The sequence below is a fragment of the Ferrovibrio sp. genome (assembly GCF_002796975.1).
GTDB lineage: Bacteria > Pseudomonadota > Alphaproteobacteria > Ferrovibrionales > Ferrovibrionaceae > Ferrovibrio.
Genome location: NZ_PEKV01000013.1, coordinates 185,982 through 197,228 on the forward strand (window position 1 = coordinate 185,982; position 11,247 = coordinate 197,228).

An 11,247-nucleotide genomic window follows, 5' to 3' on the forward strand; every position below is an offset into this window, starting at 1 on the left:
TCGTTCTGTCCTTGGCTTCGCCCTATGGTGGAAGTACAGCCGTTCAGGCTGTGCTTTTGGGAGTATCGGCCAGCGTGCGCTGGGCCACGATCAGCGAGGTGATCTGGTTGGCGTAGTCGATGCCATCCGACCATCCCTTCTCGGTCAGCTCGCGATACGCGCGCTTGGCGAAGCCGAGCGTGATATTGTTCCACTTTCCAATTCCTGCCGCCAGTTCGTTGGCGCGCGCCATCAGCTTTTCAGCCGGTACAACCTCGTTGACGATACCCCACCGATGTGCGGTTGCAGGGTCGATACGCTTCGCGGTGAAAATCATTTCTGCCGAATGTTTCGGCTTGATGCGCGCCATCGTCGTCGGACCGGCAAGACCGGGGAAAACACCGAAGCTCAATTCCGGCATGCCGAAAGATGCAGCTTCAGACGCGATGGCAAGTTCGCAGTTGTTGACCAGCGTGAGACCGCCGCCGAGCGCAAAGCCATTCACCGCTGCGATGAAGACGGCGGGATGCTTGCGGATCACGTCGTTGACCTCGACCCAATACTGGCCGCGATGCGCGCCCAGGCTGGTCGACCAGGTGCGCACGCGCTCCTTCAGATCGACGCCGGCGCAGAAAGCAGGACCAGCACCGGTGACGACGATGACGGGCACATCTTCCAACGTTCCCAACGTGCGGATGATTTCATCCGCCAGTTCGATATTCACGGCGTTGCGCTTGTCGGGGCGATTCAGCGTCATCACCACATGCGTGTCATGCCGTTCGACTAAAACCAGTTCGCTCATCTTTTTTGCCTTTGTCGTGTGATCGGTTTTGCGTGTCAGGGATCTGGGGAGACTTTCTCGCCCGCGGTCAGGCCGGGCCAGATGGCATCTGGAAGTAGGGCATCGGCTTGCCGCCGCGTCCTTTCTTGATGACCATGCTGACCGGCGTTCCGCATTTGACGACGGGAACCTTGACGTCGGTCAGGGAGCTGATCATCAGCGGCCCTTCTTCCAGTTTGATCATCGCGACGAGATACGGCACCTCATCGGCGTAATCCTTGAAATATGGCTTGTGGACTTTGATCCAGGACCAGACCTGGCCCCGACCCGACGGCTTCTGCCAGGAGAGGTCTTCGCCCAGGCAATGCTGGCAGCGCGTCATGGCGGGGAACTGCCACTTGCTGCACTGATTGCACCGGCGGATTTTGAATTCGCCCTGTTCCAGGTTGGCCCAGTATTCCTCGTGAAGATTCATAACGCGCTCCGCTTCTCTGCTTTCGTGTGGCGCCGGCATCGCATCAGGCAATGCGACGCAAGATGTGCGAACTCGAAACCGGCGCGGCACAGATGTACTGCGCGATCTCGGCATCCTTGACCTGCCGGGCCCCGCATTCGCCGCGCAGCTGGCGCACGGCTTCGACATGCATCGCCCACCCCTGCATGTAGCTTTCCGAGGTATGGCCGCCGCTGGTATTCACCGGCAGCTCGCCGCCCAGGCCGATGCGACCGTCGCGCACCCAGCGATGCGCCTCGCCGCGGTTGCAGAAGCCGAAGCCTTCCAGCGAGAACAGGATGGTTGGCGTAAAGTTGTCGTAGATCTGCGCGACATCGATGTCGCGCGGCTTGGTGCCGGCCTGCTGGTAGACGCGGTCGGCGACACTTTTGCAGGACTCGTAATAGTAGTCGTCGCTGGTGTAGAAGTTGGTCAGGTCACCGCAGGCCGCCGTGCCGCTGAAGGCGATGACCGGCTTGCCCAGCTTTTTCGCCCGCTCCACCGAGGTCAGGATCAGAGCGACGCCGCCGTCATTGATCAGGCAGTAATCGTAAAGCCGCAGCGGTTCGGCGACGAAGCGCGATTCCATGTAGATGCTGGCGTCGAGATCGTCATGCATCACCGCATTGGGATTCAGCTTGGCATGGTTGCGGTTGTTGATCGAGACCGCCGCCAGGCCGTCGTCAGGCACATTGTTGAGCTGGCGATAGCGCTCGTACATCAGTCCCACATAGGCGCCGGCCGAGGTCATGCCATAGGCGGCATCGTATTGCCCGGTCGGGGTGGTCGGTTCGCCGCCGCCGTATTGCGCGCCGACCGAGCGGCCGTTGTTGCCATAGACCAGCGCGACGGTTTCGCAATGACCGGTGGCGATCGCGTTGATCGCCGCCTGCACGGCCAGCGCACTCATGCGCCCGGCCTGCTCGAAGCCGTAGCTCAGCTTGGGGCGCCGCATGCCCAGGATGTCGGCCATATGCTGGTAGGACGGCACGCGCGCCGTCAGCAGGCCGTCGATTTCGGCGCGGTCGATGCCGGCATCGGCCACCGCGACCTTGAAGGCCTCGGCCGCCAGATCGTAATCGGAACGGAACTTGTCGCGCGTCTTGTACAGGTCACCGAAGCTCGTTGTGCCCACACCGATAACCGCAACTTTGTCTCTTGCTGTCCACGAAGTCATCTTTGCCTTCTCTCCATCACGTCAGGTACGCGGTGTTCAGTTCGCCGCCGGCTGGTGCACGATCTTGCTGTCGATCAGCTGCCGGATTTCGGCCTCGGCAAAGCCGAGGCTGCGCAGGATGTCGCTGCTGTGTTCGCCGATATGCGGTGCGCGCCGGCGGATGCGGGCGCCACCCTGGTTCGGCGTGATCTCAAATGGCCAGCCGACCTGGGATTCAACCTTGTCGCCATTGGGAAGCGGCACCTGCAGGTAGAGGCCGTCGTCGCGCGCAGCGCCCTGCTCGACCACATCTTTCGCGGTCAGTACCGCCGCACAGGCAATGTCTGCTGCCTGCAGCGCCGCCATGGCAGCAAACTTGTCCTGCTTGCGCGCCCAGGCCCGTAGCAGTGCTTCGGCGCGCTGCGCGGCCGGCGTCGTAACGGCTGCGGCCTTGTCCTGTGCATCGGCATGTGCTTCCAGGTACGCCAGCAGCACGGCCATATCCTGGCCCGATGCCGTGACGGCGATCCAGGCGTCGTCACCCGCAGCCTGCACGACGATGCCGTCGCCCGCCAGTTCCTGCTGCGGAGCCACCGCCGGCTGGCCGGTCAGTTCGGATTGCAGCACCGATTCGCCCAGCAACGCCGTCACCAGTTCGCGCTGCGACAGATCGAGCCATGCGCCGCGACCGGTGCGGCGGCTTTCGCGCACCGCCGCCACCGCCAGCGTCGGCCCCAGTATGGCGACGATCTGGTCGGGATAATTCACCTTGGGTGTGGTCCAGACCGGCACGCCGTCGCCATAACCGGTCATGGACATCAGGCCGCCGAGCGCTTCCAGCGTCACGCCATAGGAGATGTAGTTGCGCGACGGACCGGCGCTGCCCTGACTCGACAGCGACAGCAGCACGATGCGCGGATTCCAGCGGCGCAGCTGCTCAAAGCCGAGATTGAGCTTCTCAAGCACGCCGCGGCGGAAATTCTCCACCACGATGTCGGCCTTCTCGACCAGGCGCCTGGCCACTTCAAGGCCGGCCGGATCGCGCAGATCGACGGCAATGGCCCGCTTGTTGCGACCGACCACGCGGAACGGCGGGCTCGACAGATCGCCGGCCTCGGCAGCGCCGGTGACGGCGGCCCAGTTGCGGAAAGTGTCGGGCCGGTCGTAGGACTCGACCTTGATCACGTCGGCGCCGAAATCGGCCAGCAGCTGCGTCGAGCGACCGCCCGCCGTAATGCCGGAGAGATCGACCACCACGAGATCGTCGAGCATACCCGCCGCGCTCATTGTGCTGCTCCTGCAACCACTGCAGGCGCATCGCTATTGAGCGATTGCCGTGCACCGTTGACCGTCCACGGCATCGCCGGCATGCGACAGGTGCCGTGACCCGCAATCTCGGTCTCCTGCCAGAAGCCGCGCGCGTCGTATTGCTTGTCGGCGAGCGTTTCGGTGAGCGACAGCACTTCGCCGACGGGGATATTCGCCGCCTGGCTGGCGGCATAGACCTGCGCCTTGCGGCGGTTGGCCAGTTCCTGTTCCATCGCCTCACGTAGTTCTGCACGGTTCTTGTCGCGCGCGGCCTGCGTGGCGAACCGTTCGTCGTTCAGCGCGGTGCCGCCGATCACCCGCTTCACATTCTCCCAGTCGCCCGGGCGATAGTAGAAGCCGAGATAGCCGTCGGCGCAGCGCACCACGATCGGTCCGCGATCCGAACCGCGCACCAGCACTTTGCCTTCGGCTTCGAAATAGATCTGACTTTTCCAATCGAGATAGGCGCAGGCGCGCACACCCGAGGTAACGATCTCGCGGAATGCGCGTTTGCGGTCCGCCGCCCAGACGCAGACCATGACGCCCGACAGCAGCGCGAGGCCTGCGGAGTAGCTGGCCTGCACGCCCGGCAGCGGCAGCGGCGCCCGGTCGGGTTCGCCGACGATGTACAGCAGGCCCGACAGCGCCAGCGCCTGAAGGTCATTGCCCTTGAGGCCGGCATAAGCGCCGCGGTCGCCGAACAGAGAAGTCCGCCCCATGGTCAGCGCATGATTGCCGAGCGATGCGGCATCGAGCCCCAGTTCGGTTAGCCGAGCCGGCTCGAGCGACGTGATGAAGACATCGGCCGCAGCCAGCAGCCCCGCCAATGTCGCGCGGTCTTTCGCGTCATCGAGATCAAGCGTGCAGCGCTCTTTGCCGGCATTCAGATAAAGATCGAGCGGGTTTTCAGCCTGATTGACCGGGGCAGCTTCCAGCGGGCGCATGGCCATCGGATGGCCGGCTTCGTCGACCCGAAGAACCGTGCCGCCCAGCGCGCCGAGCCATTTCCCGCACAGTGCCAGGCCAGGGTCGGTTCCCAGCTCGACAACGCGGAATGACTGCTGCTGCACGGCCCGGGTCATGTCCGGACCCTCAGGGTCAGGATGATCTTGGTACCGGTACCTTTTTTTTCAAGGCTGATGCCCCGGGCCGGGCAAGATGCCCGAATGATCGAGATACTCATAAAATTTCCTACCCTAGAAGCATTTTCCTGCTTATGACCAACAGGCTTTGTCACTTCAGTCAGGGGTATCTCAGCGCCGTTCAGACGAGACTGTCAATTGAAAATCTGGTACCGGTACCTTTACAAGGGTAAGGCCCACGACCGGAATTGGCGCTATATGCCTGAAAATATACGATATTGAGGGGTCAGCCATAGCAGTTATGACGAATTTGAGGTTACAGGGCTGGCGTATACCTATGCGGGTGAATAGAATATTTGGTATCGCTAACATAATAGCGAGGGTCGAGTCAGGGCTGAAAACAGCCGTTCGACAGGGGGAAAGCAGAGAATTCTGGTTTTGCCGACCATATTGGCGCGCAAGGGCTTTCGCTGGCCGCGCGGATCGGAATAACAGACGAGACTTCTTGAGGATCTGGCCTGATGGACGAGTCTGATACGGATACCAAAAAAGCGGCCAGGGAATCGGGCGACACTGCCCCCGGCCAGTCGGCGGCAGATGATACGCAAAACGGCCTGCTGGAAAACGCGTCGGCCAAGCGACGGAGCGGTGGCGTCAATGCCCGCATGCGCGATGTCGCAAAACGCGCTGGCGTGTCGACCATGACGGTGTCGCGCGCGCTGAGCGATCCTGATCGCGTCTCCGCCGAGATGCGCGAACGCGTGATTACCGCGGTGAAGGAAATCGGCTACCTGCCCAATCACCTGGCGCGCAGCCTGTCGTCGACGCGCTCGACCACCATCGGCCTGATCGTGCCGAGTGTCGACAACTTCATCTACACCCAGACGGTGAAGGGGCTTTCCGAAGTGATCCGGCGTTCCGGCTTCCAGCTCATGGTCGCCGAATGCGGGCATGATGAAGACGAAGAGGAAGAGGTCATCAAAACCTTCCTCGGCCACCGCGTCGGCGGACTGATCCTCTACAATACCGAACATACCGAGGAAGCGCGCGCGATGATCCGCGCTTCCGATGTGCCGGTGGTCGAAAGCGGCAACCTGCCGCGACGACCGCTCGACATGGCGGTCAGCTATTCCAACAGCGAAGCGGCCAAGGCGATGACGCTGTATCTGGGCCGGCTCGGCTACAAGAAGATCGCCTTCGCCTGCCTGGATACCCGCAACAACGACCGTTCGCGCGACCGCCGTGAAGGCTATCTCGAAGCGCTCAAACAGCTCGGACAGACACCCGATCCGCGCCTCATCATCGATACGGCGCGCGGCATGGCGGCCGGCGCGGAAGCCGTGGCCCACGCCGTCGAAGCCGTGCCTGAAGTCGATGCATTATTCTGCGGCGGCGGATTACTGGCCGCAGGCGCGTTTTTCGAATGCCAGAAGCGCGGCTGGAATATGCCGGGCCGGATCGCGCTTGCCAGTTTCGACGATATCGAGATGCTGCATCATCTGTCGCCGACGGTGACGACACTGCGCCTGCCGCGCTACGACATCGGCGTAAGGGCTGCGCAGATGCTGATCAGCCGCATCCTGGATCGCGCTGACCACCTGAAAGGCAGCGTCGTCGACCTGAAATTCGAGATCATCCAGCGCGAAAGCACCTAGAGACTGCCGGTACAGCGGCCGATGTGGAATTGAAACGCCCCGACGCGCCCAGTTGCGCGAGCCAGATAACATTCAATTCTGGAAAATCCGTAATCCCCGGAAATCCGGCCTAAAATCCCAGCTTGACGGCAGCACCGCACATATGCGCACAATACCGCACATAGTATGAATTGCGTGCGGATCTGTGCGGAGAGGCTGTGAGGACCCGATGGGCTGGAAGATCGACGATTGGCGCCGCGAAGCGCTGCATGAATCAAGCGGCGTGCTGTTCCACATCCGTGGCGCTGCTGGCATCGGGATCCCCGACGACTTCGAGTTGGTGCCACCCGCCGATCATGGCCCCTGGTCGCCGGCCCGTCTCAACGCCCTCAAAACTGAATTACGCGCCGAGCTGCCAGCGGCGCGCGCCGAAAACCAACGCCGCCGCGAACTCGCCACCTTGGTGCAATCGCATGCCGGTGGCAGCACCAGCCGCGCCGCCAGTTTGATTGCGCAAAGCTCTGGCAACCCCGTCACCACCCGTACGGTGCAATCCTGGCTGATCAGTCCGGCCCGGCCCAGCAGTCGCAACTGCCCGGCCTGGGCGGTCACAGCACTGGCCCAGCATCAGCCGCAGCCCCCAACATTGCCCTCGGCACAGATGCCTGAATGGGCCCAGTCACAAACCCGCTACGTCTTGGACAAGGCCGGTGTGGAACTGGCCGATGCCAGTATCGCCGATGACCGTAAGCTCGAGCAAAAGTGGCGCGCCCTCATGCCCCCAGCAGCTGCGGAGGCCATGATCGCCTTAGAACGCAAACAGACCGAATTTATCATGTATCACCACAAACTGCTCGCCGCCGACCGGGCAGCACTCCGCGAAGCTACGTCGTTTGAAGATTACCAACGTCTTGCATCTCTCAAACGGGACGACATCACCACGGCTGACTTTATGCTGCGCGAGATCCGCCAAGCGATTGAGCAGGGTGTGGAGGAGTTCCAAGCAACTGACAAGGCTCAATAGAAGTAGTAACCCAGCTTCGCGTGAGGGAAGCACTATTCGTCAGAAAACTCATCGACGACCGTACTGCAGAATTCGACGGCTGCATTATGCCCACTGACTACAGCAGCCCTATTCAGTACACCGTGAGGGAAGAGTAAGCTTACCGCACTCTTTGTAGACCTATGTCGCTCCGCAATATCCGAGATGTCCATTAGAGAGTTGTAGGGCGTACCCCATTCGTTGCACACTGCCTCCAGACCAAACGAGATGCCGACCATCAGAGGACAACGACCAGCAGCGGGTTCTCCACTGACTGATACTGCGTCCCGCAGGTGCTTCCGCATTTGCCAAACCCCTCGGCGCAGCGTTTGCTGCTGACTTAGCTTCTCCTGCGGCAATTCGTCTAGAACACAAGAGACAAATTCTTGCGTATCTGCCTCCAACCTGGCTGGTGTCAGGTGATGCGAGCCGAATACATTATTGAATAGGCGTAGCACACTGGAATCGTGCCGCGATAGCGCATGATAGATCCACTTCGGTTTGGAGTAGGGTAACCGGAAGCTGATGGTCAATCAGACTGACGCCAAGTTCGTACGATGGATTTTCGATCGCTATCTGGAACTCGGCAATGCCTCGCTCCTCAAGTCCGAACTGGACCGGGAGGGGATCAAGACCAAGGCGCGCATCAGCAAGACCGGGCGGGAGATGGGTGGCACGCCTTACACCCGAGGCATGCTCTACTACATCCTCAAGAACCGCGCCTATATCGGTGAGGCTGTTCATAAGGGGAAATCTTACCCTGGTGAGCACACTGCCATTGTCGATCAGGGTGTCTTCAACAAAGTCCAAGCCCTGATATCGACCAACCGTCAGGATCACATCACCAAGAGCCGGACCCAGGATCCCAGCCTGTTGGCCGGCTTGGTTTATGACCACTATGGCCGCCGCCTATCCCCCAGTCATACGAATAAGAACGGCCTGCGATATCGCTACTATGTCTCTGGGCCGGCAAAGAACCATGGACAAGATCTGCGTGCGATCCGTGTGGCTGCAGGTGACCTGGAGCAGCTCATCATCGACCACCTTGTAGGCATTCTGAACTCACCACAGCGATTGACGGAGATTCTGAGTATCGATGGATTGACCGAAGGACACGCGCTCAACGCTCGCGAGGCATTAATCGGATCGCCTCAGGAAGCCGCAGATGTACTTAAGCGTATCGTCCACAAAGTTATTGTCGGTCAGGAGGAGTTAACTCTCCAGATCGATAAGATCGGTCTAGCCGCTACCTGCGGTCTGAGTGATAGCAGCCGGTCTCGAGGATCAAAGGAGCAGATTTATTCCATGACCTTCAAAGCCAGCTTCCGCAGGATCGGCAGCGAGACCAAGCTGATCATCAATGATGGGCAGGCAGGAAATGAAAAGCCTCGCCGCGATCCGGCACTCATCAAGGCGCTGACCCGAGCGCATGCCTGGGCCAAGCAGTTACAGGCCGGCAAGGTTAAATCGCTGAAGGATGTCGCTACGGTCGAAGGGTTCAGCCGCGGCTACGTCACCGACATTATCAGGCTGGCTTATCTGGCACCGGACATCACCGAAGCCATCCTCGATGGCCGCCAGCCGCAGAGCCTGATGCTCAAGGACATGATGCGGACCATTCCGCCGAATTGGACCGACCAGCGGCGCATGTTCGGCTTCGCCGCCGCCTAATGCTCATTCAAAATCTGGGGAATGATGCGAGCTCGGCCTCGCGCCGCCCGCGCTCGTTCGGCGCCTCGAATTCAAAACGAGACTTCGTGGTAGGGGTCCGGAGAAAACCGGCCATTCAGCCAGCCAATGGCGGCCAAAATGCCGCCCCGAAGCGTCGATCTCCGGGGCCATATCTGCGCAAAGCGCGCGGAATGTTTGATCATTTGGCGCCCCACGGAGAACCTGTTCTCCAGGGGCTGACTAGGTGGCGGAGAGAGTGGGATTCGAACCCACGATACCCTTTTGAGGTATACACACTTTCCAGGCGTGCGCCTTCGACCGCTCGGCCATCTCTCCAGCGCGGGCCGGCACTATACCCGCCGGCCGCGAATTTGCAATCGGCCCGGCCTTTGGCTTAACATGCTGACCGAACAGGCTGATTCACTGACCAGAGCCGAGGGGGAAAACCGTGCTGCTGGGACGCATTCTGGGCTGGCTGTTGATGGCCGTGGCGCTGCTGGCGCTGGGCGGCGACGGTTTGCGCTGGCTCGAAACCGGCATGATGAATCTCATCTCGCTGGGCGATTTCTGGGCCCGGCTCGACCCGCCGACCTGGAACTTGCTGCAGACGATTGGCCACGATTACCTGCCGCCGGTGCTGTGGGATCCGGGCCTGGCCACCGTCCTGCGCTGGCCGGCCGTGGCCGTGCTCGGCATCTTCGGCCTGGTGCTGCTGCTGATCTTCCGCCGGCGCGGATCGAAACGGCGCCAGCGGTTCGGGGCCCTGTCGTAAAGCTTCGGCTCAGTTGTCCGAAATCCTGAGCGCGGCCCGCTCGGACGTCAGTCCGAGATTTTAAGGGCAGCGATGAAGGCTTCCTGCGGAATCTCGACATTGCCGACATTGCGCATGCGCTTCTTGCCCTCTTTCTGCTTCTCCAGCAGCTTGCGCTTGCGGCTGACGTCGCCGCCGTAGCATTTCGCCAGCACGTCCTTGCGCAGCGCCGAGATATCCTCGCGCGCCACGATGCGTCCGCCGATGGCAGCCTGGATGGCGATCTTGAACATCTGGCGCGGGATCAGTTCCTTGAGCCGCTCGCAGAGCTGGCGACCGCGCGCTTCGGCACGGCCAGCGTTGACGATGGTGGCCAGCGCATCGACATTCTCGTTGTTGACCAGAATGGTCATCTTCACCAAGTTGCCGACCTCGTAGCCATCCATGGCGTAATCGAAGCTGGCATAGCCGCGGCTGACCGACTTGAGCCGGTCGTAGAAATCGAACACCACTTCATTGAGCGGCAGGCGATAGACCACCATGGCGCGGTTGCCGGCATAGGTCAGCTCGACCTGGCGGCCACGCTTGTCTTCGCAGAGTTTCAGAATCGCGCCGAGATATTCATCGGGCACCATCACGGTGGCCCTGATCCACGGTTCGTCGATATGGTCGATCTGCATGGTGTCCGGCATGTCGGCCGGATTGTGCACCTCTTCCATCGAACCATCGATCTTGTAGACGTGATAGATCACGCTCGGTGCCGTGGTGATCAGGTCGAGATTGAATTCGCGCTCCAGGCGCTCCTGGATGATTTCCAGATGCAGCAGCCCGAGGAAGCCGCAGCGGAAGCCGAAGCCCAGTGCGGCCGAACTTTCCATCTCGAAATGGAAGCTGGCATCGTTGAGCCGCAGCTTGCCCAGGCTTTCGCGCAGTTCGGGGAAAGCGCCGGCGTCGATCGGATACAGGCCGCAGAACACCACCGGCACCGACGGCTTGAAGCCCGGCAGCGCCGCGGCGGCGGGGCGCCTGTCTTCGGTGATGGTGTCGCCGACGCTGGTGTCGGCGACTTCCTTGATCGCGGCGGTGAAGAAGCCCATCTCGCCGGGGCCGAGTTCATCGACCATGACCTTCTTCGGCGTGGTGACGCCGACGCGCTCGACAGGATGCACGGCGCCAGACGACATGAACTTGATCTTCATGCCCTTCTTCAGCACGCCATCGACCACGCGGAACAGCACGACGACGCCCAGATAGGCGTCGTACCAGGAATCCACCAGCAGGGCTTTCAGCGGCGCATTGCGGTCGCCCTTGGGCGCCGGCAGACGATTGACCAGCGCTTCCAGCACCAGG

The 11,247-nt window shown here is 61.3% G+C and carries 10 protein-coding genes and 1 tRNA gene; 4 read left to right on the forward strand and 7 right to left on the reverse strand.

The features are described 5' to 3' along the window. Nucleotides 1-43: 43 nt before the first annotated feature. The 5 genes from CTR53_RS16310 to CTR53_RS16330 form a co-directional block, all read right to left on the reverse strand. Entirely contained in the window at nt 44-781 is a 738-nt protein-coding gene (locus CTR53_RS16310; protein WP_290815722.1) for an enoyl-CoA hydratase/isomerase family protein, read from the reverse strand. Between the two features lie 67 nt (nt 782-848). Next, nucleotides 849-1,235 (reverse strand): OB-fold domain-containing protein, encoded by a 387-nt coding sequence (locus tag CTR53_RS16315; protein WP_290815725.1) that lies wholly within the window; start codon nt 1,233-1,235, stop codon nt 849-851. A 43-nt stretch (nt 1,236-1,278) separates the two neighbouring features. Further along, on the reverse strand, nt 1,279-2,388 hold the full coding sequence (locus CTR53_RS16320; RefSeq protein WP_290815728.1) for a thiolase family protein: 1,110 nt from the start codon (nt 2,386-2,388) through the stop codon (nt 1,279-1,281). A 78-nt stretch (nt 2,389-2,466) separates the two neighbouring features. Beyond that, nucleotides 2,467-3,696 carry a CaiB/BaiF CoA-transferase family protein gene (locus tag CTR53_RS16325; RefSeq protein ID WP_290815731.1) on the reverse strand — a complete coding sequence of 410 codons (1,230 nt, stop codon included), beginning with the start codon at nt 3,694-3,696 and terminating at the stop codon, nt 2,467-2,469. Then, nucleotides 3,693-4,799 carry a CoA transferase gene (locus CTR53_RS16330; RefSeq protein ID WP_290815734.1) on the reverse strand — a complete coding sequence of 369 codons (1,107 nt, stop codon included), beginning with the start codon at nt 4,797-4,799 and terminating at the stop codon, nt 3,693-3,695. Before CTR53_RS16330 ends, CTR53_RS16325 begins: the two co-directional genes overlap by 4 nt. Nucleotides 4,800-5,320: 521 nt before the next feature. Between CTR53_RS16330 and CTR53_RS16335 the strand changes: the two genes are divergently transcribed. The 3 genes from CTR53_RS16335 to CTR53_RS16345 all read left to right on the forward strand — a co-directional run bounded on the left by CTR53_RS16335 (nt 5,321) and on the right by CTR53_RS16345 (nt 9,146). After that, nucleotides 5,321-6,454, forward strand: a complete 1,134-nt coding sequence (locus CTR53_RS16335; RefSeq protein ID WP_290815737.1) for a LacI family DNA-binding transcriptional regulator — start codon at nt 5,321-5,323, stop codon at nt 6,452-6,454. Between the two features lie 208 nt (nt 6,455-6,662). Further along, nucleotides 6,663-7,457 (forward strand): hypothetical protein, encoded by a 795-nt coding sequence (locus CTR53_RS16340; protein ID WP_290815740.1) that lies wholly within the window; start codon nt 6,663-6,665, stop codon nt 7,455-7,457. A gap of 543 nt (nt 7,458-8,000) precedes the next feature. Further along, complete coding sequence (locus CTR53_RS16345) at nt 8,001-9,146, forward strand: recombinase family protein (RefSeq protein ID WP_290815743.1); 1,146 nt, start codon at nt 8,001-8,003, stop codon at nt 9,144-9,146. Nucleotides 9,147-9,391: 245 nt separating this feature from the next. Here the strand turns inward: CTR53_RS16345 and CTR53_RS16350 are convergent. Further along, nucleotides 9,392-9,482: transfer RNA gene (locus tag CTR53_RS16350), tRNA-Ser, on the reverse strand. A gap of 112 nt (nt 9,483-9,594) precedes the next feature. Here CTR53_RS16350 and CTR53_RS16355 point away from each other — a divergent pair. Beyond that, nucleotides 9,595-9,918 carry a hypothetical protein gene (locus CTR53_RS16355; RefSeq protein ID WP_290815746.1) on the forward strand — a complete coding sequence of 108 codons (324 nt, stop codon included), beginning with the start codon at nt 9,595-9,597 and terminating at the stop codon, nt 9,916-9,918. A gap of 47 nt (nt 9,919-9,965) precedes the next feature. Here the strand turns inward: CTR53_RS16355 and lepA are convergent. Further along, nucleotides 9,966-11,247: translation elongation factor 4 (gene lepA / locus CTR53_RS16360; RefSeq protein WP_290815749.1), on the reverse strand; the 1,282-nt coding region annotated here is incomplete at its 5' end.

Excerpts from the sequence above, each read along its gene's own strand:
- CTR53_RS16310 (WP_290815722.1), bottom strand. The coding sequence starts at position 781 with ATGAGCGAACTGGTTTTAGTCGAACGGCATGACACGCATGTGGTGATG.
- CTR53_RS16315 (WP_290815725.1), bottom strand. The coding sequence starts at position 1,235 with ATGAATCTTCACGAGGAATACTGGGCCAACCTGGAACAGGGCGAATTC.
- CTR53_RS16325 (WP_290815731.1), bottom strand. The coding sequence starts at position 3,696 with ATGAGCGCGGCGGGTATGCTCGACGATCTCGTGGTGGTCGATCTCTCC.
- CTR53_RS16330 (WP_290815734.1), bottom strand. The coding sequence starts at position 4,799 with ATGACCCGGGCCGTGCAGCAGCAGTCATTCCGCGTTGTCGAGCTGGGA.
- CTR53_RS16335 (WP_290815737.1), top strand. The coding sequence starts at position 5,321 with ATGGACGAGTCTGATACGGATACCAAAAAAGCGGCCAGGGAATCGGGC.
- CTR53_RS16340 (WP_290815740.1), top strand. The coding sequence starts at position 6,663 with ATGGGCTGGAAGATCGACGATTGGCGCCGCGAAGCGCTGCATGAATCA.
- CTR53_RS16345 (WP_290815743.1), top strand. The coding sequence starts at position 8,001 with ATGGTCAATCAGACTGACGCCAAGTTCGTACGATGGATTTTCGATCGC.